Origin of the sequence: Halomonas marinisediminis (assembly GCF_004347715.1) — a bacterium.
GTDB lineage: Bacteria > Pseudomonadota > Gammaproteobacteria > Pseudomonadales > Halomonadaceae > Halomonas > Halomonas icarae.
In genome coordinates, this window is sequence record NZ_SLTR01000003.1 from 136,919 (window position 1) to 160,777 (window position 23,859).

The window sequence follows — 23,859 nt, forward strand, 5'->3', positions numbered from 1 at the left end:
CGGCGTGACGCTGGTTCACGATGCTTCCAAAGCATCGAGGCCGCCCGTAGGCGGCCTCGATACGGCAACGATGGGCAGCGCCTCAGCGACCGGTTCAGGCGTCGGGAATCTCCAGCGCTTCCTGAACCACCGGCCAGGCGTCCTGTTCCCCATCACGGGTGGTCACGCCCTCCAGGAAGGCCTTGACCCGCTCGGGATTGTTGCGCAGCCACTCCAGGGCCACCTCCTCGGGCGGACGCTCCTCGTAGCTGAAGCCGTAGATCATCGCACTCTGGTCATCGGCGCTGAATACCAGCTGGTCGAGCAGCCGAGTAGCATTGGGGTTTCCTTCAGCGAAGCGGCTGGTAACCAGCGAGATAACGTCGCTGCGGCCACCATCCGGCCCCCAGGCATCTTCAGGGTCATCGAGGAAGCGAATGTCATACTCGATGCTTGCCCAGTGGGGCGTCCAGGCATAGAAGACGATCCACTCGTCTCTATCCATGCTCGCCTTGGCCTGGCTGAACATGCCGGTGGTGGAGGTCTCGGACAGACGCCACTCATCGAGACAGTAGGTGCCGTTGTCCTGCATCCCGGCCAGCAGTTCGCTGGTACCCGAGCCCACCTCGATGGAGTAGAGCGTACCGCCGGCCTTGTCCCGCAGCTCTTCACTGCAGAGATCCTCGGCCGAGGTATAGCCTTCGTCATAGACGTAGGTGGGTACCACGAAGCCCAGCCGTGCACCGTCGACGTTGGTGCCCAGGTCGACCAACGGATTGTCGCTCTGCATGGCGGTGTCGTACATGCCCTGCTGGGCCGGCAGCCAGGCGGCCAGGAAGGCGTCGAGCTCACCCTGGGCCAGCGCCTGATAGGTGATGGTGGAGCCCACCTCCTGTGACTGGCTCTCGTACCCCAGTGCATTCAGCAGCTGTGAGGCGAGCTCGGTCTTGACCGTCACCCCGGGCCAGGGCGGCACTGAGAAGCGTACCGCGGCTGGCTCCTCGGCCTGAGCAGTCATGGCCAGCGGAGCGGTCAGCAAGGCGCCAGCCAGGGTAAGGGTGATAGGACGACGTGGCAGATTCATCAATACTCCTTGGCAGATCATGCCATGAATGGTCATGAACTTACCTTATCGCCCTCCAACGTGGAGGGCAAAAACGCCAACTTCCACGAAGCGCCCCTCCGCCGGCGCGACCTCAGTCGCCCATCGCGGCAAGACGGTCGGCCTGAACCACCTCGATCCAGTAGCCATCGGCGTCCTTCACGAACACCACGTTCTTCATCTTGCCCTGATCGGAGCGCTTGATGAACTCGACATCGTTGGCGTCGAACCACGCCTCGGCCGCCTCGAGATCCGGCACACTGAAGCAGATATGTCCAAAGCCCTGGGGCTCGGCATTGCCGTCGTGATAGGCGAAGTCCTGCTGCTCCTCGGTGCCCCAGTTGTGGGTCAGCTCCAGCAGTCCCTTCTGGCTAAAGGTCCAGACGGTACGCTGGCCGGCCTCTTCGGGCACGACGTCGTCCTTCTCCAGCCGCGCCAGAAAGTAGAGCGAGAACTGCATCTCCTCGAAATCGAGGCGGCGCACCACCGACATGCCGAATACCCGCGAGTAGAAGGCCAGGGCCTTCTCGGGGTCCTTGACCCGCAGCATGGTGTGATTGAGGCGGAAGCCATCGGTCTCGGCCGCGGGGGCCTTTACCCCGGGATGCTGTTCACCCTGAAAGCTCATGGGTCTCTCCTGTGTTGCGCGAATGTGAGCATAGACATGGGGGCGACGACGGCAGGTTTCCACCCGAATCACGCGGAACAAGCAGGATACACAGCAGCGATACATCAGCACTGTATATAAAAGCTATACAACGCATTACTTTTACATGCTTCCCCTCCGAAAATTGCCAGAGAATGGCCAAATCCTGCTTGTATGGCGCCACAATAGTTCTACACTTCCTATACAGGGATGTATGTTTTCCACTAGCCGTTCGGCTGGATCAACCTTCGAGGCCTGCCCATGAACGCCCACGCCTACGACCTTCACGACCGTATCACCCTGAAACAGCTGGCCAACGCCTTGAGTCACGGCTTCACACCTGTCGTCGAGATAGAATCGATGGACGGCATCTATACGGTGCGCTTTCATCACAGCACAGGCGTCTGTGAGCTCGCCGACGCCGAGGGCAACACCCGCACCTTTCTCGGGACCGGAGAGATTCGCGACCTGCTTGGCAGCCTGGGGCTGAGTCATGGGGTGTTGACCTGGTCCGATCAGTGCGGCGACGAGATGATCGGAGTGCCCGGCCATGCCGTGACTCCCGATGAAATGCTTGCCTATGGCACGCGCATCGCCTTCCGTTAATGAAGCCGGCGGTCTAGGCTAGGGGCAAACTTGCCGCCCGCATGGAGCCCGAATGCCCCCTGCCCTCTCCGCTCACCTGCCTCCGATATCGACACGGCTGGTCGTTCTACTGATGACCCTGATGCTGCTTACCGGCTGTGCCGGCAAGCAACTGGCGGTGGAAGACCCGCCGCCTGGCGAAGGGCTCTCCATCGATCGCGTACTGATACTCGCCGCGGCCGAGCGCACCCTCGGCACGCCCTATCGCTTCGGCGGCAACTCGCCCACCGGCGTCGACTGTTCGGGCCTGGTCCAACTGGCCTACCAGGCCGCGGGCCTTGCCGTCCCACGTACCGCCGACGACCAGTTTCGTCGGCTGCCGAAGGTGGACCGCGCCCGCCCGGGGGATCTGCTGTTCTTCGACACCAGCGGAGGCGGCAAGGCCAGCCATGTCGGCATCTATCGCGGCAATGGGCAGATGATCCACGCCCCCGGTCGTGGTCGAAGAGTGGAGACCTCGCCGGTGGAGATCGCCTACTGGCAGGAGCGCTTTCTTGGCGCCGCCGCCCTGGCACCCTGAGCCCCCATCTCGCAAGCCAGCACGTAAGGAGAGAAGACCTCATGCGCATCCTGCTGGTGGAGGATGATCCAAGCCTGGTCTCGGGCATCCGCCTGGCCCTCAAGACTGAACACTACACCGTGGACCACCTTGCCGATGGCACCCTGGCGCTAGCCGCCCTACAGAACAATGACCCCTTCGATGCCGTGATTCTCGATCTTGGCCTGCCAGGACTCGACGGCATACGGGTGTTGAAAGCCACTCGGCTCGGCGGCAACCGAGTGCCGGTACTGGTACTCACCGCCCGGGATGCCGTGGATGATCGCATCGAAGGCCTGGATGCCGGCGCCGACGATTACCTGGTCAAGCCTTTCGAGGTCGCCGAGCTCAAGGCGCGGCTGCGTGCCCTGCTACGTCGCAGCCAGGGCCAGGTAACACCGCTGCTGGAGTGCCGTGGCATTCAGCTGGAACCTACCAGGCGCCAGGTATACTACCAAGGGCAGGCGATCACCCTGTCTCGCCGCGAATTCACTCTCTTGCAGGAGTTCATGAGCCATCCCGGGCGGGTCTTTACCCGCGATACCCTAACCCGCCTGATCTATGGCTGGGGGGAAGATGTCGAGAGCAATGCCATCGAGGTGCATGTTCATCACCTGCGCCGCAAGCTGTTCCCTGGCCTGATTCGCACCGTGCGTGGCATTGGCTACGTGCTGGACCCTACATCACAGGAGCGTGAAGCGTGACCTCCATCCGCCGGCGCACCCTGAGCCTGGTACTGCTGGTGTTCGGCATCAGCATGCTGGCCATCGGTCTGTTCAGCTACCGCTATGCCGCTCACGAGATCGAGGAGCTTTACGATGCCAGCCTGGCGCGAAACGCCCGTCTGCTGGAGAGACTGATGCAGACACCACTGCCGGACGACCAGCGCGCGGCCCTGCTGGCCAGTATCGAGAGTGCCCTGCTGCGTGCCGAATCGTCGGACGAGCGCGTGGCCGACCAGCGCAACCTAAGCCGGCTGGCCTTTCAACTATGGGAGGATGAGCGGCTGGTCATGCGGTCGGCCAGCGCCCCAGCAGAGCCCTTCACCGACCGGTCATCCGGCTATGTCGACAGTCGTGTGGCAGGCCATGCCTGGCGCGTCTATGTCCACGGCGTGGCCGACTCGACTCGACGAATGATGGTTGCCGAACGCGACGATATGCGCGGCGAGCTGACTCGCGCCGTGGCCTTACGCACCCTGCTGCCTGACCTGGTCGGTCTGCCACTGCTGGCACTGCTGCTGTGGTGGGCGATCGGCTGGGGGTTGCGTCCGTTGTCGCGGTTGGCGCTGGCAATCCACCAGCGGGACCCTCACAACCTGCAGCCGCTGCTGATGGATCCCCTTCCACGCGAGCTGGACACCATCGTCGGCGCCCTGAATCGTCTGCTGGAGCGCATCCGTCAACTGCGGGTGCGCGAGAAGCGCTTTATCGCCGATGCTGCCCATGAGCTACGCACTCCCTTGGCGGTGCTCGATCTTCATGCACAGAATGCGCTGGCCGCCGAGGACTCCGTCGATCGTCACGAGGCGCTTCACGAGCTGCGCGGCGGCGTAGCCCGAGCCACTCGACTGGTTTCTCAGTTACTGACCCTGGCGCGCCTGGAACCCGAGGCGGTGGGGCAGGAGTCGGCACCTCGCATCGAAGGCAATCTGCTGGTCGAGGTACGTGAGGCGCTGGCCGAGCTCTCACCACTGGCCATCGAAAGGGGCCTCACCCTGAATCTCGTCGCCGATGAGTCCAATAACTGGCAGCTGACCACCGAGCCGGGCGCCATCGGTATCCTGGTACAGAACCTGGTTGGCAACGCCCTGCGCTATAGTCCGGATGGTGGCCGGGTGACAGTAACGCTTGGTGCCGAGGAGACCCAACTGTGGCTGTGCGTGGATGATCAAGGCCCCGGTATTCCCGAGGCGCAGCGCGGGCGTGTCACCGAACGCTTCCATCGCGCCGGCCCCGGAGCCGGTGCCGGCCTTGGGCTCTCCATTGTCGAGCGCCTGCTGGCTCGCCACGGCGGCACGCTCGATCTCGGCCCCGCTCCCGAGAGTGGTCTGCGTGTCGTGGCGATGCTGCCCCGAGACGCCTGAGCCTTCGCGCCCCTCCGCAATCTCCCCCTACTCGTCGGCCAACGACGCTTGCGGCTCCCCATCGGTCGGCACTGTCTCGCCCCCAGCTTCACCTCCTCCAAACGTCATCCCCAACACCCGCCTGTCGACATAGTGCAGTAGCCCCAACTGCGAAAACAGCACCAGGAAACACCAAAAAATGGCCTTGAGCACAGAAATATCCTCTTGAAAGGCCTAAATCAGCCCTTGAGGGCAGATTCTCAGGCTTCTCTTAAGGCAGCCTTAAGGCGAGGTCGCCTATCCTGTCGCCTCCCTTTCCCCCCCGACGCCTCACTACCACCATGACATCTTCCCGATACACCCTTCGCCAAGCGCCTTCCCGCCTCGGCGCGTTTCTCCTTTTTGGTCTTTGCTGCCTGACCATGCCCTCGCTGGCCATGGCCAACGCCGGCCCCCTCGATCTCACCGGATCAGGCGTCGGCGTACTCTCGGTGGCCCTCTTCGTGCTCGCCTACGCCCTGGTCATGTCCGAAGAAGTGCTGCATATGCGCAAGTCGAAGCCGGTGCTGGTCGCCGCCGGTCTGATCTGGGCGCTGGTGGCCTGGGCCTATACCGGCGCCGGGCTGCCCGAGCAGGCCGAAACCGCCTTCCGTGAGACGCTGCTCGAGTACAGCGAGCTGCTGCTGTTCCTGCTGGTCGCGATGACCTACATCAACGCCCTGGAGGAGCGCCGAGTCTTCGATGCGCTGCGCGCCTGGCTGGTGCGCAAGGGCTTCAGCTATCGCAGCCTGTTCTGGATCACCGGCTTCCTGGCCTTCTGGATCTCGGCGGTCGCCAACAACATGACCACCGCCATGCTGATGTGCGCGGTGGTGCTCAAGGTGGCCGAAGGTGATGACCGCTTCATTCGGCTGTGCTGCATCAATGTGGTGGTGGCATCGAATGCCGGGGGCGCCTTCAGCCCGTTCGGCGATATCACCACGCTGATGGTATGGCAGGCCGGTCAGCTGCCCTTCGGCGCATTCTTCCAGCTGTTGGCGCCCTCACTGGTCAACTTCCTGGTGCCGGCGCTGGTCATGAACTTCTTCATCCGCAACCGCAAGCCGCCTGTGCTCACCGAGGAGGTATGGCTCAAGCGCGGTGCTCGACGCATCATCCTGCTGTTTCTGCTCACCGTGGCCATCTCGGTGCTGTGCCACTCGATGCTCAGCCTGCCGCCGGCGATGGGCATGATGTTCGGCCTGGGAATGCTCCAGTTCTTCGGCTACTTCCTGCGCCGCAGCCTGCCGCGCTCGCTGGATAGAAAACGCACCCGCTATGCTCAACGCGGCGACTGGAAGAAGCTCGAACAACTCGGCAGCGTGGTGCCCTTCGATATCTTCAGCCGTATCGCCCGCGCCGAGTGGGATACCCTGCTGTTCTTCTATGGCGTGGTAATGTGCGTGGGCGGACTGGGCTTCATGGGCTACCTGGCGCTGCTCTCCGAGACGCTCTACGGTGGCTGGAACCCGCTGTGGGCCAACATCGTGCTGGGCATCGTCTCGGCGGTCGTCGATAACATTCCGGTGATGTTCGCCGTGCTCTCCATGGCACCCGACATGTCCGAGGGCCATTGGCTACTGATCACCCTGACCGCCGGTGTCGGTGGCAGCCTGCTCTCCATGGGCTCCGCCGCCGGCGTGGCACTGATGGGACAGGCTCGCGGGATCTACACCTTTGCCGGTCATCTACGCTGGGCCCCCGCCATCGCCCTGGGCTATGCGGCCAGCGTGGCGACGCACCTGATGATCAATCACTCCCTGTTCTAGGTTCTAGGTTCTAGGTTCTAGGTTCCAGGTTCCAGGCTCTAGGCTCGATGCCCAGGCTTTACAGGCTTATCCGGGGCAGGGATAGTGATGCCCACGACAGGGGCGCTGCGGCATCCACCGCGGTTGAGACGTACCCTTGGAACCTGACCCGGATCATGCCGGCGTAGGGAGTCGTGCAGCCCGCTCCAGCGGCTGCACCTCCCACGCCCGGGAGGAATGATGACTACCGCCACCCGCGGACCGATCGACTCCGCCGCCCACCTGGCGCGCCTGCGCAAGCGGGCGCCGCTGATTCACAACATCACCAACCTGGTGGCCATGAACCCCATGGCCAATGTGCTGCTGGCGCTAGGCGCCTCGCCGGCCATGGTGCATGCCCGCGAGGAGGCCGCCGAGTTTGCGGCACTGGCCGATGCACTGACGATCAACATCGGTACTCTCTCGCCCCATTGGCTTGATGCCATGGAGGAGGCCGCCGAGGCCGCACAATTGGCGGGCAGGCCCTGGGTGCTGGACCCGGTAGCGGTGGGCGCCACTCGTTATCGTCGCGAGGCGGGCCAGCGCCTGCTGGAATGCCGGCCGACGGTGATCCGCGGCAACGCCTCGGAAATCCTCGCCCTGGAGCGCCAGGGCAGTGGCGGGCGTGGGGTCGACAGCAGCGACCCCATAGAGGCCGCCGAGGAGGCCGCGATCAGCCTCGCGCGCCGCACCGCCGCGGTGGTGGCGGTCACCGGAGAGATCGATCTGGTCACCGATGGCCGGCGCCTGGCCCGGATCTCGGGCGGCCACCCCCTGATGCCCCGGGTCACCACCCTGGGCTGTGCCCTCACCGGGGTAGTCGCCGCCTTTTTGGTGGACGCCGAGGATCCCTTTGCCGCCACCACGGCGGCGCTGGCCTGCTACGGCGAGGCGGGGCGCCGCGCCGGTACCACCGCAACAGGCCCCGGCAGCTTTGCAGTGGCCTTCCTCGACGCCCTCTACGCCCTCGACCACGACCAGCTTGTCACCCTGCCCACTCTGGAGGTGTCCGATGCGCCTTGATCTTTCCCTGTACCTCGTGACCGACCCGATCCTATGTGCCGACCATGGCCTGGAGAAGACCGTCGTGGCCGCGGTGCGCGGTGGCGCCACGGTGATCCAGCTGCGCGACAAGCACGCCGATGACGGCGAGTTGATCGACCAGGCCCGGCGACTGAAGGCAGCGCTTGCCGGCAGCGGCGTGCCGCTGATCATCAATGACCGTCTGACGGTGGCGGTGGAGAGTGGCGCCGATGGCCTGCATATCGGTCAGGACGACGGCGAGGTAGCGGCGGCTCGAGCGGCACTGGGGGAACAGGCGATCCTGGGGCTTTCGGTGCAGACCCTGGAGCAGATGGCCCGCCTCGACGTCGAGCGTCTCGACTATCTGGGACTCGGCCCGGTCTTCGCCACCCCCAGCAAACACGACCATGCGGCTCCCCTGGGCTTCGAAGGGTTGGCCAGCCTGGTGGCGGCCAGCCCCCTGCCGAGCGTGGCCATCGGCGGGCTCAAGGCGGAGCACGCCGAGGCGGTGCGCCAGGCCGGTGCCCAGGGGCTGGCGGTGATCTCGGCGATCTGCGGCATGCCGGACCCGGAGGCCGCGGCACGTGCCTTCAATCCCAACTAAATCATGCCCCGACTGAAGCCTGCCCCGCCTGATGCCTGAGTCAGGCGGTCGGACGCCGTTCGAGCGAGGTGCGCCGCTCGTGGTAGGCGATTGCCAGGCCACTGGCAATGATCAGACTGCCGCCGACGAAGACCCAGATGTCCGGCACCTCGCCCCAGAACCACCACCCCAGCAGCACCGCCCATAGCAGCGCGGTGTAGTCGAAGGGCGCCACCAGGGCGGCCGGTGCGTAGCGAAAGGCCAGGGTCAGTCCGGTCATGGCGCCCACGCCGAGGAAACCCGCCACCAGGAAGGCCGGCCAGTGCAGCGGGGCTGGCATCTGCCACACCCAGGGGAGCGTCGTGGCAGAGACCAGCAGCGGCACCAGGGTGCTGTAGAACACCAGCGCCCAGAGGTGCTCGCGGCTACCGTAGCGTCGTGCGGTGATCATCATCAGCGCGTAGAACACCGCCGCGCCCACCACTACCAGGGCGCCCAGCTGGAAGCTCTCTCCACCGGGTCGCACCACCACCAGCACGCCGACAAAGCCCAGCGTGGTGGCCAGCAGCGTCGGCCGGTCGACCCGCTCACCCAGCAGCGGCACCGAGAGCAGGGTGACGAACAGCGGGGCGGCGAAGGCGATGGCGGTCGTCTCGGCCAGGGGGAGCAGGGTCAGCCCCCACATGAAGCAGATCATGGTGCTGGTGAAAATCAGCCCACGCAGTAGATGCACACCGGGGCGCCGGGTAGTCAGGGTGCGCAGGCCGCCATTGAAACGCGCGATCAGCGCAATCAGCGGCAACGACACCAGGGTGCGAAAGAAGATGATCTGCAGCGGCGAGTGCACTTCACCCAGCCACTTGGTGATGGCATCCCCTAGCGCCAGGCAGAACACCCCCAGGCACATGAAGCCGATTCCCTTGAACGACTCAGACATCGCGACTCCCCTTCCCGCTCCTCAAGCGTGACAAAAGCACCACCCCGCCGATCAGGGATCGACGGGGTGGTATCGAGATCAGGCTAGAAGGTTCGCAGGCAAACGGCAAGAACTAGAGGGTGGCGTTGACCACCATGCAATCGATGCCATCCTGAACCAGACTGCGACAGGCGCGATAGGCCTGGTTCTCGTCGAGATTGACCAGGCGAGCACGGAACAGCGATTGCGGCCCGGGTACCTCATGGACATCCACGCGGGCATTGGCCAGATCGCTGGCCAGTCGATCGGCGGCACGGCCTGCCAGGTTGCGGGCGTTATCGGGACTGCTGAAGGCGCCGACCTGGATACCCCAACTGCCGCTACGCCCCAGCGGCTCGAGGCGCTGGGTGGTGCGGGTGACCGCTGCATCGGCCTGGCCGATCAGTTCGCGGATCGGGTCGTTGGCGGAGCCCTGCGCGGTCTCTGGCAGCGCCGAGGCCGCACGGGGCAGCGGCTCAGGCGCCTCCAGGCTGGCCACTTGAACCGCCGGCGCCGGCTCGGGCTGCAGGCGACGCGTGACCCGAGCGTTGGGTTCTGGCTCCTGGCGGCTAGCCACCTGCACGGCCGGCGGCACCGATGGCAGCGTGCGGCTGGGAAGCGGTGCCGTCCGGGGCATATCCATGCGCTCACCCGAGAAGTCGGCCTGGGCGACCCAGTCACCGCGCCCGAACAGCGAGGCCCGCACGAAGCCGCGGTTCAGCAGGTCCGCCATATGGGCGTCGCGGGAGGCCGCGGTGAAGCCTCCCATGACCACCGACACCAGCCGACGTCCGTCGCGCACCGCCGAGGTCGCCACATTGAACCCCGAGGCGCGGATAAAGCCGGTCTTCAGGCCGTCGGCACCGGCATAGTTGTCGAGCAGGCGGTTGTGCCCGGTGATGGTCTTGCCCTTCCAGTCGAAGCTGGTGCGCGAGAAGTAGTGATAGTACTGGGGGAAGTCCTGCATCAGACGCAGCGACAGGGTCGCCATGTCGCGGGCGGTGGTGGTCTGGCCGGCGTCGGGAAGACCGTTGGCATTGCGGAAGGTGGTGCGACTCATGCCCAGCTCACGCGCCTTGTCGGTCATCATGCGGGCGAAGTTGGCCTCGCTACCGCCCAGCGCCTCGGCCACCACCACGGCCACATCATTGGCCGACTTGATCACCAGCGCTTCGATGGCGGTCTCCACCGGGATCGTGGAGCCTGCCTTGACATAGAGCTTGGAGGCCGGCTTTCCGGCCGCATAGGAGGAGACCGGCAGCGCATGATGCAGGCTCAGGCTTCGTCCCTCGATCGCCTCGAACAGCAGATAAAGCGTCATCATCTTGGTCAAGGAGGCCGGGTAACGCGTCTCCTCGGCGTTGGCGGCATGCAGAATCTCGCCGCTTTCCACATCGACGACGATGGCCGCATAGCGAGGGTTGGCCTGCGCCACCCCGGCCAGCAGCACCCCCAGGCTTACCAATAGCCCGAATGCCAATCGCCGTGAGCGGCCCATGGCCATGATCGCGGTCACCATAGTGTTCTCCCTCGAGTGTCCCTAAACGCTTTAGCTGAGGATTCTAAAGGCATTATGGCCAGCAACGCGTCAGTTTACAGTGGCAGTCGCCAAAAAAAGAGGCATTCTCCTTTATCTCCACCCCATGAGACGTGACGCTCCCAGCCACACCAACCGTAACGCGAGCAGCGTCAGCGCCCAGTTGAACAGTATGTCGAAGCGGTGTTCCGAGAGTCGACTCAGCAGACGCAGCCCCAGCCAGGTGCCAAGGAACCCCGATGCGATCATAGCCAGCATCAGCCCCAGCCAGTCGCGGAATACAAAGCCGGCCATGCCGAACACGAAGGCCTTGGTCAGGTGCTGCGCGCTCATGCAGGCCGAGAAGGTAGCCACCTTGGTCAGCCGGTCGGCCTGACCCTGCTTGATGAAGGCGGCCACCAGGGGCCCACTGGCACCCACCAGGCTGGAGAGCAGCGTGGTCAGGGCGCCGGCCAGCAGCACCCCGGCACGCCCGAGGGCACGCCTGGGCAAGCCCGGCCCCCAGCAGCTGTAGAGCACGAAGGCGGCGATGCACAGCTCCAGCAACCCGGCAGGCAGGCGTATCAGTAGCCAGGCCGCCGCCAGGGCACCCAACACCACCCCGGGCAGGAAGGCCGCAATCACCTTGCGGTCGACATGACGCCAGGTCAGCGCTACCCGCCCGACATTGGAGCCCGTCTGCACCATGCCATGCACCGGGATCAGCGCCGCCGCCGGCATCACCTGGGCCAGAGCCATGATCAGCAGCAACCCGCCGCCAACCCCTACCGCCGCGGTAAAGGCGGAGGTAAACACGGAGATCACGATCAGCAGTAGATTGATGCCGGCGGAGAGCGGCGACAGCAGGTCGAGCAGCAGCATTGGGGCTCCCGGGGAGGATTTATTGCGGCGTCCAAGGGTAGCGAGAAAGCGCTCCGCAGGCCCCTATTGATTGAGTGTATTCCGTTTCGGGCCCCAAAGATGTCGTCTTTAGTCAACCATATGTCGCTTAGCGCCAACAATATGCAGCGATGGCTGGCCACACTATGCGGGTCAAATCCTCCAACACAGGGAGCGGAGCATGAACCGCAACGTTATTCTGACCTGCGCCGTCACCGGTGCCGGCGACACCACCGGCAAGAACCCCAATGTGCCGGTCACCCCGCAACAGATCGCCGATAACTGCATCGAGGCCGCTCGCGCCGGCGCCAGCATTGCGCATATCCACGTGCGCGACCCGGAGACCGGCGGCATCAGCCACTCCCTGGACCACTTCCGTGAAGTGATGGAGCGCGTTCGCGAGGCCGACGTCGACATCGTCATGAACATCACCGCCGGCGGCGGTGGCGACTGGATCCCCGATGTCGAGGACCCGACCCGCGGCGGCCCGGGTACCGATATCCAGACCCCGGCCCAGCGCCACGAGCCGGTGGGCGAACTGCTGCCCGAGCTGTGCACCCTGGACTGCGGCAGCCTCAACTTCGGCGATATGGTCTATATCAACACCGCCGACTGGCTGCGCGAGCACGCCCGCCTGGTGCAGGCAGCCGGCGTCAAGCCGGAGCTGGAGTGCTTCGACCTGGGCCACGTCTGGTTCGCCCGCCAGCTGCAGCAGGAGGGGCTGATCGACGGGGACCCGCTCTACCAGCTCTGTCTGGGCATCCCCTGGGGCGCCGAGGCCGACCCCGAGACCATGCTGGCCATGCGCAACAAGCTGCCCGAAAACGCCAACTGGGCGGCCTTCGGCATCGGTCGTCACCAGATGCCGATGGTGGCCCAGGCGATGATGCTGGGTGGCCACGCCCGGGTCGGCCTGGAAGACAACCTCTACCTCGAGAAGGGCGTGCTGGCCACCAACGGCGGCCTGGTCGAGAAGGCCGGCAACCTTATCGAGACCCTCGGCGGGCGTGTCATGACACCGGCCGAGACCCGCGCGCACCTCAAGCTGCGCGATCCGAGCACCGGCAAGGTCGTGGGAGGTGAAGCATGAGCCAGCAACTGACCGTCATCGGCACCGGCGTCATCGGTAATGGCTGGATCGCCCGGGCCCTGGCCCAGGGCTGGGACGTGGTCGCCTTCGATCCCGCTCCCGAGGCCGAAGCGCGCACCCGCGCCTTCGTCGACAACGCCTGGAGCTCGCTTGAGAAGCTCGGACTGGCCGACGGCGCGAGCCCCGAGCGGCTGCGCTTCGTCGCGAGCCTGGAAGAAGCCGTCGAGGGTGCCGACCTGATCCAGGAGAATGTCCCCGAGCGACTCGAGCTGAAGCGCGAAATCCTCGCCGCCCTGGATGCCGCCGCCGCGCCGGGTACGATCATCGGCTCTTCCACTTCGGGCTTCAAGCCGACCGATCTGCAGCAGGATTGCACCAAGGCGCCCGGCCGGGTGATCGTCGCCCACCCCTTCAACCCGGTCTATCTGCTGCCGCTGGTGGAGCTGGTCGGCGGCGAGGCTACCGAGACCGCGCAGATCGAGGCCGCCCAGGCCCTTTACCAGGATCTGGCCATGCGCCCGCTGGTGGTGCGTCGCGAGATCGAGGGGCATATCGCCGACCGCCTGATGGAGGCGTTGTGGCGCGAGGCGCTGCATCTGGTCAACGATGGCGTGGCCACCACCGAGGAGATCGATGCCGCCGTGGTCTACGGCTGCGGCCTGCGCTGGTCACTGATGGGCACCTTCCTGACCTTCCATCTGGCCGGTGGCGAGCAGGGCATGCGGCATATGCTCGAACAGTTCGGCCCGGCGCTGAAGCTGCCGTGGACCAAGCTGGAAGCTCCCGAGCTCACCGATGAGCTGATCGACAGGGTGGTCGATGGCTGCGAGCATCAGGCCGCCGGCCGGCCGGTCGCCGAGCTCGATCGCCGTCGCGATGACTTCCTGGTCGAGCTGCTCGACCTGGTGCAGAAGTACTGGCCCGAGGCCGAAGGCCTCGAGGGACGCATCTGATGGTGATCCTGGAGAGCCGTGTCGCATCGGAGTGGGTCGACTACAACGGCCATATGAACGACGCCGAGTATGCCCGGGTGTTCTCCCTGGCGCTGGAGGCGCTGATGGATCATATCGGCCTGGACGCCGCAGGACGCGAGCGCCACGGCTATACGATCTACACCCTGGAGACCCACCTCTGCTATCGCCGCGAGGCCCACGAAGGGCAGCCACTGAACGTCGCCGTGACCCTGCTGGATCGTGACGCCAAGCGCCTGCATGTCTTCCTGGAGCTGAACGACGAGGAGGGTAACCTGCTGGCGACCAGCGAGCAGATGCTGATGGGCATGAATCAGGCGAGCGGCCGACCGTCGCCCTTCCCGCCGGAGGTGGTAGAGGCCATCGCCAGCCTGCCCCAGGCGGAAGCCTCGGCATGGCCGGCCCTGGCGGGCCGCACCATCGGCATTCGGCGCTAACACTCGCTGCTGTTCGACGACGGTGCCGCCCCTGGGCGGCACCGCGGGATCGCCGGCCCGTGGCCCGGTTAAAGAGGATAAGATCATCGCTAATCACACTCCCCCCATTCGTCCCTCATCCCCGTCCGAGGATGCGTCCCCCTATGTAGAGCTCGACACCGACTACATGGTCACCGAGCTGGCCCAGGGTGGATTCTTCCAGGGCATGCATCGCGGCATGACCATTACCTCCGCCCTGCTGGTGCTGGCCTTTGTGCTGTTCACCGGCTTCGGCTCGGAGACCGCCGGCATGCTGTTCGGCGCCACCCGCGCCTGGATCGAAAGCACCTTCAGCGGCTACTACCTGATCACGGTGATGCTGCTGTTGACGGTATGCGCGTTTATTGTTCTGAGTCGCTATGGCAGCGTGCGGCTGGGCCCCGACGATAGCCGTCCGGAGTTCAGCAACTTCGCCTGGTTCTCGATGCTTTTTTCCGCCGGCATCGGCATCGGCATCCTGTTCTTCGGTGTCGCCGAGCCGATCTTCTATCTCGATGATACCGGCGCCTTCGGCTATCCCAACAACCCCCACGCCGATATGGCCGGGGCCACCGCCATCGGTCATGAGCGCGCCATCGACGCGCTGCGTGTCACGGTCTTCCACTGGGGACTCCACGGCTGGGCCATTTACGTCATCGTCGGTATGTCACTGGCCTACTTCGCCTATCGCAAGGGGCTACCCCTGGCGCTGCGTTCGGCACTCTACCCCTTCATCGGGGAGCGTATCTTCGGCCCTCTGGGGCATCTGTTCGATATCCTCGGCGTGCTGGGCTGTGTGTTCGGCGTCGCGACCTCCCTGGGGCTGGGCGTCAGCCAGATGGCCGTGGGCCTCGAACGCCTGGTCGGCATCGGCTCGGGCCTGCCGACGCAGCTGATCCTGATCGCCCTGATCTCGGTGATATCGATCGTTTCTGCCGTTACCGGGGTGCGTCGCGGTATCCGCATCATCTCGGAGATGAACATCTGGACCTCGGTATTCGTGGTCGGCGTCTTCCTGATCGGCGGCCCTACGCTGTGGCTGATCACCGCCTTCGGCGAGACCCTGCTCGACTATGCGATCAACTTCATCCCCATGGGGCTGTGGTTCGCGGACGAGCCTTCGACGGTGGAGTGGCAGCAGGGCTGGACCATCTTCTACTGGGGCTGGTGGCTGGCCTGGGCCCCCTTCGTCGGACTGTTCATCGCGCGTATCTCCAAGGGGCGTACCCTGCGTGAGTTCGTGCTCGGCGTGCTGTTGGTGCCGACCCTGATCATCTTCGTCTGGCTGATCATCTTCGGTGGCAACGCCATGTATCAGGAACTCCACGCCAGCGGTGGCACCGGCACTGCCGGCATCATCGAGCTGGTCAACGCCTGGAAGCTCCCCGCCGCGCTATTTGCTACCGCCGATGGCATCGTGGGTACCGGTGTGTTTGGCTGGATACTGTCGGCGCTGATGGTGTTCCTGCTGATGAGCTGGTTCGTCACCTCATCCGACTCCGGCACCCTGGTGCTGACCACCATCCTGTCGCTGGGTGATGACGAGCCACCGGCACGCTTCCGCGTGTTCTGGGGCATCGTCATTGGCCTGGTAGCCGCGGTGCTGTTGGTGGCCGGTGGCCTGACGGCGTTGCAGACGGCACTGATCGCCGCTGCGCTGCCGCTGAGTGTCGTCATCCTGGTGATGACCGTCGGCGTGCTGGTCTCGCTGTTACGCGAGTCCCGTCGAGCCAGGCAGGCCATCAAGCAGGACTGACCGCTCGGGGCACAAGACACCCTGCCCAATGATAAGGCCCGCCCCGGACATTCCGGGGCGGGCCTCGTCATTTCCGGTACGGCGGTTTGCCGTACCCTGTCTCCCGACTCAGTAGCGGCCGAGCGTCGCTTCCAGCTTGAACAGTCGCGCCGAGAGCTCGCCGGGAGTCATCACCGGAGTCTCCGGGGCCACCGCGGACGGCCATGCCTCGAGAGTCGACTCATAGGCCGCGAGCAACTCAGCGTAGGTGCCCTCCGCGTAGAGGTCGGCCTGTGCCTCGAGCAATGCCTGGGCCGTCAGCACAAAACCACGGCTATCCTGGTACTCGACGATATTGACGAATTGCCCATCGTCCACCGCTTCCTCGTACTCGTGCAGTGCCTGACGCAGCAGGACCAGCTGGGCGCGGCTCTGGAAGGCGACGTCATCCCGCAGCTCGCCATCCACGTCCTGCATCGCCTCATCGATCGCCTCGAGCGCGGTCGCGTAGGCATCGGTCTTGCTCTCCCACTCGCCACCGGTGCGCATCGTCTCGACCAACGCTTTCAGATTCGACTCGATGCCCTCAACGCCGCGCGCCTCAAAGGCCGGCTCGAGCACCCCATAGTGCTCGTGGATGGGATGACCGAAGTGTGGCTGGGCGGCGGTCTGCTCACCGGCCTGATAGAGCTCGCGGGCCACGGTGAGATGGCCTTTCATCATCGCCAGGTTGGTGTAATACACGCCAGGGTTGCTGACGTCGATGGCATGGCCGCCTTCGCCACCTTCGCCGCCTTCACCGCCTTCGCCACCTTCGCCACCTTCGCCACCTTCGCCACCTTCGCCGCCTTCGCCGCCGGCGGAAGCGTTCAGATAATCAAAGACTGCATAGGGCTCACTACCCTCACCGCCTTCACCGCCTTCACCACCTTCGCCGCCTTCGTGGTGGTGACCGGCTTCACCGCCCTCGCCACCTTCACCACCTTCACCGCCTTCGTGGTGGTGGCCGCCTTCACCGCCTTCGCCACCTTCACCACCTTCGTGGTGATGGCCGCCCTCGCCACCTTCACCACCTTCGCCGCCTTCGTGGTGATGGCCGGCTTCACCGCCTTCACCACCTTCGTGATGGTGGCCGGCTTCACCGCCCTCGCCACCTTCACCGCCTTGGTGGTGATGGCCAGCTTCTCCGCCATGATCGGCCTGGGCCAGCAGCAGACTGTCGGGACCCTGGGTATAGTCGGCAGCGGGCTCGGCCTCTGCCCAGCCGGCAGTGCTGGTGCCGAGCAGAACGCTGGCGCCGACGCCGACCCAGAGCTTGGTGCGGGTGCTGTTTGTCATGCAGACCTCCTTATTTATACATTTGACAGCTTATACGTTTGACAGGGGGTGGCCCTACAGGCCGATAGGAGCACGGGCGTAGAGTGCCGGCTTGGAAAGCTCAACGCAAACGATTCCCAGTTGTTTATAATCGAGGTTCATTTCTCGACCGACTGGAGCCCCCGTGATTCTCTGCATCGATCAGGTCATCTCCCCTGAGCTGCTCTCCCGCGTCCGGACCACCCTGGCCGATGCCGCCTTCCGCGACGGTCGCGAGACCGCGGGCTGGCATGCTCGCACGGTGAAGCACAACCAGCAGGCGGATGGACGTCATCCGGCCATCGCCGAGCTGCACAAGGAAATTGCCAAGGGCCTGCAGGCCAATCCGCTTTTTCAGATGGCGGCACGCCCAAGGCGCATGAAACCGCTAATGTTCAGCCGTTACCGGGAAGGCATGAGCTACGGCAACCATGTCGACGATGCGATCATGGCCACCCCACAGGGGGCGATGCGCACCGACCTGTCGTTCACGCTGTTTCTCAACGACCCCGAGAGCTACGATGGCGGCGAGCTGTTGATCGACTCGACCGCTGGCGAGCAGACCTACAAGCTGCCGGCCGGTGCCCTGATCCTCTACCCCTCCTCCACCCTGCACCGGGTCGTGCCGGTCACCCGCGGTGAGCGTCTGGCCGTCGTCGGCTGGGTCCAGAGCCAGGTGCGTGACCCCCTGCAGCGCGAGATCCTGTTCGACCTGGATAACACCCGCCGCCAGGAGTTCGAGGCCAATGGCAAGACCCGCACCTTCGACATGCTGTCGAAGAGCCTGGCGAACCTGCTGCGGATGTGGGCCGAGATTTAAACGCTACCGTGGACCAGCCCTTTGGGGCCCGAAAGGCGTATAGAAGAGTGCCCGCTGTTTAGCGGGCACTCTTATTCCATGAATCCGGGATTTATCCTGAAAAATTTATTCTTCTACAACTCTCAATCCAACCAGCTACCCTGCTCTCAACCCAACTATCAATCCGGCTCTTCATCTGGCTCATCAGTTTAAGTTAAAAACAGACCCTTGGCTTTATCTCCCAGACAGCAACTTATAAATCTTAATAACTCAATAGCACTGTAGAGAGGCGCTCCCCTCATGATTAAAACCAGGATCAGTGGAGCTGCACAGGAATTGATTATTTACTGAACCTCAATGATGCGCACCTCTTTTTCAAACCCCATCATTACCACTTTCACGACCTCTCCCACCTTGGAGGAGAGCAGCGCCGCGCCGAGAGGCGAGAATATCGACACCAGTCCCCGCCTCGGATTCGCCTTGCCGGGCTCTGTCAAGGTATAGGTACGCCGCTCACCCGTCGACAGGTCGACGATACGTATCATCTTGTCAATCGATGCCACGCTCGGATCCCCTCCCGCACCGGCCGCCAGTTCTTCGATCTTCTCCACGACAGATGCGTAATCGACTGTGCGCCCTCGAAAGAAGAAGGGGTGACACATCCCCTTGGAGAAAATCTTGCCGACCGAACGATTTGCATAAATCACTCTAGACCTCAAAGCCACTTTCACGCCTCAAGATAAATAGCTTGCCATAGCAGCCATGTTGCATATGGGATCGTTACTGACAAACCTCACAACCATACCCGGTATAAAACAAAAGGCAAGCCAGAAGACTTCCTCAGAAATGATAGCCAAAAACGCTATTTAAAACTCTTAACCAGGAAGAATCGCCAAAAACACCGAGAAAGTAGTATCATTTACTCCGCGCGCACCCTTGCAGCAAGGTACTGAAGAAAAACGTCCGGCAACAGGCCACCACCTCGGCACCCCTGACCATGAGAATTCAGCCCCCCGATACCCGCCCAGAACGCATCGGCTTCCTGCTGCTGCCGCGATTCGCCATGGTGGCCTTCTTCTCGGCGATCGAACCGCTGCGCATCGCCAATCGCATCAGTGGCGAGAGGCTGTTCGAGTGGGACCTGATCAGCCGCGATGGGGAACCGGTGGTGGCCTCCAACGGCATGACCCTGAATGTCAGCCACTCGCTCCACGAGGCTCCGCCGCTGCCGAGCCTGACGGTATGCGCCAGCTTCGAGCCACAGAGCACCATCGACGACGAGCTGGTTGCCTGGCTTCGCAAGCGCGCGGCGACAGGCTGTGTGCTGGGGGGCATGGATACCGGTTGCTACATCCTGGCCGCCGCCGGCCTGCTCGATGATCAAACGGTGACCCTGCACTGGGAGTGCTTGCCCGACTTCCGCTCCCGCTTTCCCCGGGTCGATGCGGTCGAGTCGATCTACGAGGTGACCACCGAGGGCTTCTCGTGCGCCGGCGGCAGTGCCGCGATCGACATGAGCCTCGACCTGATCCTCCGCCGGCACGGCGAGGACCTGGCAACCCGGGTGCGTGACCAGTTGGTTCACGACCAGGGCCGTCGGCCTGCCAGCCGCCAGCGCGACCCCGTGATTCCCCAGGAGCCGCTGCTGCAACGCGCCATCGCGCTGATGGAGGCCAACCTCGAAACGCCCCTGGGCATCGGCGAGCTGGCCGACGAACTCGATATCTCCTGGCGCCGACTCGACCGGCTGTTCGCGCGTCACCTGGACACCTCCCCCCAGCAAGCCTATCTGGCCCGGCGCCTGGATCATGCCCACCGCCTGCTGCGGGTGACACCGCACAGCGTCATGCAGATCGCCCTGGCCTGCGGATTCGCCTCACCCTCGAGCTTCTCTCGCGCCTTCAGGCGACAGCATGGCCTCACCCCCAGTGAGCTGCGCCGGCAGGAACTGTCGAATCGTGCATAGTCGGTGTCGAACTCCGCCAGGCGTCACGGCCTCCCCACTGGCACTCTAGGCGGCGTTATGAATCCCCCGAGGAGGCCAAGATGACCACCGCACTTCCAGCGACACCCGATTACGACGCCTGGCCGATCGAGGCGCATCTCGAGACGCTAACCTTCTCGCCACGCCTGGTGACCGTGCGCTGGAGCGATGGCCGCGAGAGCCGCTACCACAGCATCTGGCTGCGTGAGAATGCCGCCGACGACTCCACCATCAATCCCGCTACCCGGGAGCGCATCCTCGATCTCTCCGCCCTGCCCGGATGGCCGGAGATCGCCGGCGCCGAGATCGATGCGGCCGGCGCACTATGCGTGGACTTTGCCCCGGAACAACTGCGCCTGCGCTTTCACCCAGGCTGGCTGCGTGCCCACGATTACGACAATGCCGAGGATCCCGAGGCGCCGCTGGTAGCGGTACAGCTCTGGCATGGCGGCCTCGAGGCGGCCCCGGAGAGTCTCGATGCCGGCGGCCTGCTCGACACCACGCCTGACAGCGAGGCCGAGGAGACGATTCTGGCCCCCGCCCTGGAAAGCGTGCTGGGCAAGGGGCTGGTGCGCCTGCGTGGCCTGCCCACCGAACCCGGCTCGCTGGAGGCCATCGCCCGGCGCATCGGTCCGGTACGTCCCACCAACTTCGGCCTGCTGTTCGACGTCAAGGCCAAGCCCGACCCGGACTCCAACGCCTACACCTCCATCGCCCTGCCACCGCACACCGACCTGCCGACTCGCGAGTATCATCCGGGCCTGCAGATGCTGCACTGCCTGGAGAACAGCGTCGCCGGTGGCCAGGCGGTAATGCTCGACGGTTTCGCCGTGGCCGAGGCATTGCGCCAACGCGACCCCGAGGCCTTTGACACCCTGACTCGAGTTCACTGGTGCTTCGCCAATACCGCCAGGACCACCGACTACGTCTGGTACTCGCCGATGATTCGCCTGGATGATCGCGGCGAACTGCTCGAGGTGCGCATCGCCGACTTCCTGCGCGGCCCGCTGCAGGCCGAATTCGATGAGGTGGAGTCCGCCTATGCGGCGCTGATGACCCTGCAGGCGATGCTGCGTGAACCCGAGTTCGCCATCCGCTTCACCTATGCGCCCGGTGATCTGGTGATCTTCGACAATCGCCGCCTGTTACACGCCCGCGACGCCTTCGAGGGCTCGAGCGGCCACCGCTGGCTGCAAGGCTGCTATATGGAGCGTGACGAGGTACGCTCACGCTACCGCATGGTGCAGCGTAAACGGCGAGAGCGCCGTGTAGCGGATCAGGGGAAAGCAGACGCGTGATAGTAGATGTTGACGATCAGTGACTTTATCGCCCGCTTTGAGGAAGGGTTGGACAGTCTGACTGGCCAGCCCTGGCCCGAGGCGCGAGAGCGCTATGATGCGCTATGCCGGGGGTTCGCTCCGGACGATCCGCCGGGCATGCATATCATCGACGAGCGATGCAGCGGCGTTGGCATTCGTCGCTTTCGTCCCGTGGAGGCGCACTCCGGCAAAGTGCTGTTTGTACACGGCGGCGGCTTTACCATCGGCTCGGTGCGCAGCCACCACGGTGTCGCTGCCAGCCTCACCGAGCGCCTGGGTCGCGAGGTGGTCAGCGTCGACTATCGCCTAGCCCCGGAGGTGGGTTATGCCGAGATGCTGGCCGACTGTCGACGTGTGGCCGAGGACGTTGTCCCGCTAGCGCTGGTCGGTGACAGCGCCGGCGGGCGGCTGGTGCAGGACCTGGCCGCGCAATTATCCACAGCAGTGCCATTGGGGTTGATCTACCCCCCTGTGGATGGAATCGACGTCACGACCCTCGGTCCAGACGCACCGCTGCTCGCCCGCGCCGACATCTTGAGCCTCGCCGAGTGGCTGCCCGAGACGATGACGGCTGACTCCGGGCCGCCGGCGGCGATCATTGAGGTACTGGCCGTGGAGCATGACCCGCTCACCCAACCACTGGAGGCCGCCGTATCGCGCTGGCGCCATGCCGGCTCCAGCGTCGGCTATCGCTGCGCGCCGGGCATGGTGCACGCAGCATTGCACGCTCACGCCTCACTGGCACCGATGCAAAGCGCCTGGCAGGAGTTCTGCCAGGCGCTCAAGGATCGAATCGACGCGAGCTGAAGTGATCTCGCCAAGCCGACGTCCCGTCCAGTACTTCAGCTTATCGGGCTATTCGTAGGCGGCGCGAACCGCCTCGATGGCCGGAGTGCCATCGCGGGCCTCGACGCCATCGAGCCAGGTTGCCACGGTATCCAGATGGCTGCCGATCCACTCGCTGGCCACCTCATCCGCAGCACGATCCTCATAGCTGTAGCCGTGCACCCAGCTATTCTGATCCTCGATGTCGACCACGAATTGGGACAGAAAGCGATGCAGGTCTGGATCCTGCGCCTTCAGGCTGGCCGGCGCCACCGTCCATACCGTGCTTTCGATATCGGCGATATCGGTGTCACCGACATCTTCCAGATAGACCAGATCGAAGCTGACGTTCATCCAGTGGGGCTCCCAGCCGACGAAGGTCACCCACTCCTCATTCGCCATCTTCTGCTCGGCCTGTGCCAGCATCGCCGCCGCGGAGCTCTCGCGCAGTCGCCAATCACCAAGGCCAAACAGGTCCTCGTCAATGGCCGCCAGCAGGGCGGTATTGATTCCGGTGCCCGCCTCGATGCCCTGAATCTCGCCGCGGAAGCGATCACGATGAGCATCGAGATCACCCACCGAGGTTACACCGGCCTCATACACATAGCGCGGCACCACCAGCCCCGAGTTGGCACCGCGAATATTGGAGACCAGTTTCTCAACCTTACCCTGCTCCACCAGCGGTTCGATCATGTCGACCTGGACCGGATACCAGCCACCCAGATAGACCTCGAGATCACCGCGGGTCAGTCCCTGCAGGATAACGCTGACCGCCAGATCGTTCTGACGCGTCTTGTAGCCCATCGCCTCAATCAGCTGGGCGGCCACCTCGGACTTCACCGTCACGCCCGGCCAGGGCGGCACACCGAGACGCACCTCATCAAGCTCGGCCATTGCCGGCCCCGCCAGCAGCATCGGCACTAACGCGGCGGAATATCTCAGGTTCCGGGAAAAAGCACTCATCTGACGCCTCCTGTGGGAAATATCCCCGCAGTCTACATCAGCGAAACGCAAAAATTACCCGAAATACGAACATAAGTTAACGAAAAACGACACATTCAGAGCCATATGACTCATGCCGGCCAGAACGGAGAAGCAAAGTGACACCATGCATGCGGCTGCTCAGCCCGACGCGTCAAGCAAGCCATATCTTGACGGCCAGGATGTTCTCGACTATTGGTATATTTATTCGCATAAATACAACAATTAGATCCACCTCGATCACCACCTTCTCCAGATGGCCTGTGTCAGACGGAGATTCCTCTCCCCCACCAACCAAAACAAGGGGATGCACAATGAGAAAGACCCTCCCACCGACGAAGCTCGCCCTTTACGGCGGCATGCTACTCGGCTTCATCATGCTCGAAAGCCCCATCATCATGATGGCTAACAAGATTGAACCCATGATCATGGGTGCACCGTTCCTGCTCGTATGGAACCTGGGATGGTGGGCTTTTATCACCGGCCTTTTCCTGGTGGCCTATCTCACCAACTGGGGTAGCGGCAGCGCCTCCGCCCCTCAACGCAGCCGCTGAGGAGATCACGCC

The 23,859-nt window shown here is 64.1% G+C and carries 25 protein-coding genes and 1 riboswitch; of the genes, 17 read left to right on the top strand and 8 right to left on the bottom strand.

The genetic code is table 11. The annotated features are described in order from the left end of the window. Positions 1-94 precede the first annotated feature (94 nt). Both E0702_RS03925 and gloA read right to left on the bottom strand, forming a co-directional pair. Complete coding sequence (locus tag E0702_RS03925; protein WP_132041668.1) at positions 95-1,063, bottom strand: glycine betaine ABC transporter substrate-binding protein; 969 nt, start codon at positions 1,061-1,063, stop codon at positions 95-97. A gap of 112 nt (positions 1,064-1,175) precedes the next feature. Further along, positions 1,176-1,709, bottom strand: coding sequence for a lactoylglutathione lyase (gene gloA / locus E0702_RS03930; protein ID WP_132041669.1), 534 nt, complete (start codon positions 1,707-1,709; stop codon positions 1,176-1,178). Between the two features lie 279 nt (positions 1,710-1,988). Between gloA and E0702_RS03935 the strand changes: the two genes are divergently transcribed. The 7 genes from E0702_RS03935 (at position 1,989) to thiE (ending at position 8,428) form a co-directional block, all read left to right on the top strand. Next, the gene (locus tag E0702_RS03935; protein WP_132041670.1) at positions 1,989-2,333 is read left to right on the top strand and encodes a hypothetical protein; all 345 of its coding nucleotides are present in this window, start codon (positions 1,989-1,991) and stop codon (positions 2,331-2,333) included. A 52-nt stretch (positions 2,334-2,385) separates the two neighbouring features. Continuing rightward, positions 2,386-2,892 carry a C40 family peptidase gene (locus E0702_RS03940; protein ID WP_132041671.1) on the top strand — a complete coding sequence of 169 codons (507 nt, stop codon included), beginning with the start codon at positions 2,386-2,388 and terminating at the stop codon, positions 2,890-2,892. 41 nt (positions 2,893-2,933) lie between these two features. Beyond that, positions 2,934-3,614 carry a response regulator gene (locus E0702_RS03945; protein ID WP_132041672.1) on the top strand — a complete coding sequence of 227 codons (681 nt, stop codon included), beginning with the start codon at positions 2,934-2,936 and terminating at the stop codon, positions 3,612-3,614. Beyond that, a complete protein-coding gene (locus E0702_RS03950) occupies positions 3,611-4,996 on the top strand; it encodes an ATP-binding protein (protein WP_132041673.1) in 1,386 nt (461 codons plus the stop codon). Before E0702_RS03945 ends, E0702_RS03950 begins: the two co-directional genes overlap by 4 nt. Before the next feature lie 401 nt (positions 4,997-5,397). Further along, positions 5,398-6,783, top strand: coding sequence for a sodium:proton antiporter NhaD (gene nhaD / locus E0702_RS03955; protein WP_240721663.1), 1,386 nt, complete (start codon positions 5,398-5,400; stop codon positions 6,781-6,783). An 88-nt stretch (positions 6,784-6,871) separates the two neighbouring features. After that, a riboswitch (TPP riboswitch) is annotated at positions 6,872-6,970 on the top strand. A 32-nt stretch (positions 6,971-7,002) separates the two neighbouring features. Beyond that, on the top strand, positions 7,003-7,824 hold the full coding sequence (gene thiM / locus E0702_RS03960) for a hydroxyethylthiazole kinase (RefSeq protein WP_132041675.1): 822 nt from the start codon (positions 7,003-7,005) through the stop codon (positions 7,822-7,824). Beyond that, the gene (gene thiE / locus E0702_RS03965; RefSeq protein WP_132041676.1) at positions 7,814-8,428 is read left to right on the top strand and encodes a thiamine phosphate synthase; all 615 of its coding nucleotides are present in this window, start codon (positions 7,814-7,816) and stop codon (positions 8,426-8,428) included. The genes thiM and thiE overlap by 11 nt, the downstream gene beginning before the upstream one ends. A 40-nt stretch (positions 8,429-8,468) precedes the next feature. Here the strand turns inward: thiE and E0702_RS03970 are convergent, their stop codons facing one another. The 3 genes from E0702_RS03970 to E0702_RS03980 form a co-directional block, all read right to left on the bottom strand. Continuing rightward, complete coding sequence (locus E0702_RS03970; RefSeq protein WP_132041677.1) at positions 8,469-9,344, bottom strand: DMT family transporter; 876 nt, start codon at positions 9,342-9,344, stop codon at positions 8,469-8,471. Positions 9,345-9,456: 112 nt separating this feature from the next. Next, positions 9,457-10,881, bottom strand: a complete 1,425-nt coding sequence (locus tag E0702_RS03975; protein ID WP_132041678.1) for a serine hydrolase — start codon at positions 10,879-10,881, stop codon at positions 9,457-9,459. A 111-nt stretch (positions 10,882-10,992) separates the two neighbouring features. Beyond that, positions 10,993-11,760, bottom strand: a complete 768-nt coding sequence (locus E0702_RS03980) for a TSUP family transporter (RefSeq protein ID WP_132041679.1) — start codon at positions 11,758-11,760, stop codon at positions 10,993-10,995. A gap of 199 nt (positions 11,761-11,959) precedes the next feature. On the opposite strand from E0702_RS03980, the gene E0702_RS03985 reads away from it, so the two are divergent. The 4 genes from E0702_RS03985 (at position 11,960) to E0702_RS04000 (ending at position 16,050) form a co-directional block, all read left to right on the top strand. After that, on the top strand, positions 11,960-12,868 hold the full coding sequence (locus tag E0702_RS03985; RefSeq protein WP_132041680.1) for a 3-keto-5-aminohexanoate cleavage protein: 909 nt from the start codon (positions 11,960-11,962) through the stop codon (positions 12,866-12,868). Beyond that, complete coding sequence (locus E0702_RS03990) at positions 12,865-13,821, top strand: L-carnitine dehydrogenase (protein WP_132041681.1); 957 nt, start codon at positions 12,865-12,867, stop codon at positions 13,819-13,821. The genes E0702_RS03985 and E0702_RS03990 overlap by 4 nt, the downstream gene beginning before the upstream one ends. Next, a complete protein-coding gene (locus tag E0702_RS03995; protein WP_132041682.1) occupies positions 13,821-14,276 on the top strand; it encodes a thioesterase family protein in 456 nt (151 codons plus the stop codon). The genes E0702_RS03990 and E0702_RS03995 overlap by 1 nt, the downstream gene beginning before the upstream one ends. 166 nt (positions 14,277-14,442) lie before the next feature. Further along, a complete protein-coding gene (locus tag E0702_RS04000) occupies positions 14,443-16,050 on the top strand; it encodes a BCCT family transporter (RefSeq protein ID WP_165927471.1) in 1,608 nt (535 codons plus the stop codon). A 108-nt stretch (positions 16,051-16,158) separates the two neighbouring features. Here the strand turns inward: E0702_RS04000 and E0702_RS19000 are convergent, their stop codons facing one another. Beyond that, positions 16,159-16,773 carry a hypothetical protein gene (locus E0702_RS19000; protein ID WP_165927472.1) on the bottom strand — a complete coding sequence of 205 codons (615 nt, stop codon included), beginning with the start codon at positions 16,771-16,773 and terminating at the stop codon, positions 16,159-16,161. Positions 16,774-16,797: 24 nt separating this feature from the next. Between E0702_RS19000 and E0702_RS19005 the strand changes: the two genes are divergently transcribed. Both E0702_RS19005 and E0702_RS04010 read left to right on the top strand, forming a co-directional pair. Then, on the top strand, positions 16,798-17,409 hold the full coding sequence (locus E0702_RS19005) for a hypothetical protein (protein WP_165927473.1): 612 nt from the start codon (positions 16,798-16,800) through the stop codon (positions 17,407-17,409). A 121-nt stretch (positions 17,410-17,530) separates the two neighbouring features. Next, the gene (locus E0702_RS04010) at positions 17,531-18,205 is read left to right on the top strand and encodes a Fe2+-dependent dioxygenase (RefSeq protein WP_132041684.1); all 675 of its coding nucleotides are present in this window, start codon (positions 17,531-17,533) and stop codon (positions 18,203-18,205) included. Positions 18,206-18,528: 323 nt separating this feature from the next. On the opposite strand, the gene E0702_RS04015 is transcribed toward E0702_RS04010, so the two are convergent. Continuing rightward, positions 18,529-18,891 (bottom strand): GreA/GreB family elongation factor, encoded by a 363-nt coding sequence (locus E0702_RS04015; protein ID WP_132041685.1) that lies wholly within the window; start codon positions 18,889-18,891, stop codon positions 18,529-18,531. 290 nt (positions 18,892-19,181) lie between these two features. Between E0702_RS04015 and E0702_RS04020 the strand changes: the two genes are divergently transcribed. The 3 genes from E0702_RS04020 to E0702_RS04030 all read left to right on the top strand — a co-directional run bounded on the left by E0702_RS04020 (position 19,182) and on the right by E0702_RS04030 (position 22,294). After that, entirely contained in the window at positions 19,182-20,150 is a 969-nt protein-coding gene (locus E0702_RS04020; RefSeq protein WP_205741876.1) for a GlxA family transcriptional regulator, read from the top strand. Between the two features lie 80 nt (positions 20,151-20,230). After that, a complete protein-coding gene (locus tag E0702_RS04025) occupies positions 20,231-21,466 on the top strand; it encodes a TauD/TfdA family dioxygenase (protein WP_132041686.1) in 1,236 nt (411 codons plus the stop codon). 6 nt (positions 21,467-21,472) lie between these two features. After that, complete coding sequence (locus E0702_RS04030; protein ID WP_132041687.1) at positions 21,473-22,294, top strand: alpha/beta hydrolase; 822 nt, start codon at positions 21,473-21,475, stop codon at positions 22,292-22,294. Positions 22,295-22,342: 48 nt separating this feature from the next. Here E0702_RS04030 and E0702_RS04035 read toward each other — a convergent pair whose 3' ends face one another. Continuing rightward, positions 22,343-23,275 carry an ABC transporter substrate-binding protein gene (locus E0702_RS04035; protein WP_132041688.1) on the bottom strand — a complete coding sequence of 311 codons (933 nt, stop codon included), beginning with the start codon at positions 23,273-23,275 and terminating at the stop codon, positions 22,343-22,345. A 332-nt stretch (positions 23,276-23,607) separates the two neighbouring features. On the opposite strand from E0702_RS04035, the gene E0702_RS04040 reads away from it, so the two are divergent. Next, positions 23,608-23,847: a hypothetical protein gene (locus tag E0702_RS04040; RefSeq protein ID WP_132041689.1), complete on the top strand. Its 240-nt coding sequence runs from the start codon at positions 23,608-23,610 to the stop codon at positions 23,845-23,847. Positions 23,848-23,859 lie beyond the last annotated feature (12 nt).

What these genes read in the sequence shown, in the direction of transcription:
- E0702_RS03925 (WP_132041668.1), bottom strand. Translation starts at nt 1,063, where the DNA reads ATGAATCTGCCACGTCGTCCTATCACCCTTACCCTGGCTGGCGCCTTG.
- gloA (WP_132041669.1), bottom strand. Translation starts at nt 1,709, where the DNA reads ATGAGCTTTCAGGGTGAACAGCATCCCGGGGTAAAGGCCCCCGCGGCC.
- E0702_RS03935 (WP_132041670.1), top strand. Translation starts at nt 1,989, where the DNA reads ATGAACGCCCACGCCTACGACCTTCACGACCGTATCACCCTGAAACAG.
- E0702_RS03940 (WP_132041671.1), top strand. Translation starts at nt 2,386, where the DNA reads ATGCCCCCTGCCCTCTCCGCTCACCTGCCTCCGATATCGACACGGCTG.
- E0702_RS03945 (WP_132041672.1), top strand. Translation starts at nt 2,934, where the DNA reads ATGCGCATCCTGCTGGTGGAGGATGATCCAAGCCTGGTCTCGGGCATC.
- nhaD (WP_240721663.1), top strand. Translation starts at nt 5,398, where the DNA reads ATGCCCTCGCTGGCCATGGCCAACGCCGGCCCCCTCGATCTCACCGGA.
- thiM (WP_132041675.1), top strand. Translation starts at nt 7,003, where the DNA reads ATGACTACCGCCACCCGCGGACCGATCGACTCCGCCGCCCACCTGGCG.
- thiE (WP_132041676.1), top strand. Translation starts at nt 7,814, where the DNA reads ATGCGCCTTGATCTTTCCCTGTACCTCGTGACCGACCCGATCCTATGT.
- E0702_RS03970 (WP_132041677.1), bottom strand. Translation starts at nt 9,344, where the DNA reads ATGTCTGAGTCGTTCAAGGGAATCGGCTTCATGTGCCTGGGGGTGTTC.
- E0702_RS03975 (WP_132041678.1), bottom strand. Translation starts at nt 10,881, where the DNA reads ATGGTGACCGCGATCATGGCCATGGGCCGCTCACGGCGATTGGCATTC.
- E0702_RS03980 (WP_132041679.1), bottom strand. Translation starts at nt 11,760, where the DNA reads ATGCTGCTGCTCGACCTGCTGTCGCCGCTCTCCGCCGGCATCAATCTA.
- E0702_RS03985 (WP_132041680.1), top strand. Translation starts at nt 11,960, where the DNA reads ATGAACCGCAACGTTATTCTGACCTGCGCCGTCACCGGTGCCGGCGAC.
- E0702_RS03990 (WP_132041681.1), top strand. Translation starts at nt 12,865, where the DNA reads ATGAGCCAGCAACTGACCGTCATCGGCACCGGCGTCATCGGTAATGGC.
- E0702_RS03995 (WP_132041682.1), top strand. Translation starts at nt 13,821, where the DNA reads ATGGTGATCCTGGAGAGCCGTGTCGCATCGGAGTGGGTCGACTACAAC.
- E0702_RS04000 (WP_165927471.1), top strand. Translation starts at nt 14,443, where the DNA reads ATGGTCACCGAGCTGGCCCAGGGTGGATTCTTCCAGGGCATGCATCGC.
- E0702_RS19005 (WP_165927473.1), top strand. Translation starts at nt 16,798, where the DNA reads ATGGCCGCCTTCGCCACCTTCGCCGCCTTCACCGCCTTCGCCACCTTC.
- E0702_RS04020 (WP_205741876.1), top strand. Translation starts at nt 19,182, where the DNA reads ATGAGAATTCAGCCCCCCGATACCCGCCCAGAACGCATCGGCTTCCTG.
- E0702_RS04025 (WP_132041686.1), top strand. Translation starts at nt 20,231, where the DNA reads ATGACCACCGCACTTCCAGCGACACCCGATTACGACGCCTGGCCGATC.
- E0702_RS04030 (WP_132041687.1), top strand. Translation starts at nt 21,473, where the DNA reads ATGTTGACGATCAGTGACTTTATCGCCCGCTTTGAGGAAGGGTTGGAC.
- E0702_RS04035 (WP_132041688.1), bottom strand. Translation starts at nt 23,275, where the DNA reads ATGAGTGCTTTTTCCCGGAACCTGAGATATTCCGCCGCGTTAGTGCCG.
- E0702_RS04040 (WP_132041689.1), top strand. Translation starts at nt 23,608, where the DNA reads ATGAGAAAGACCCTCCCACCGACGAAGCTCGCCCTTTACGGCGGCATG.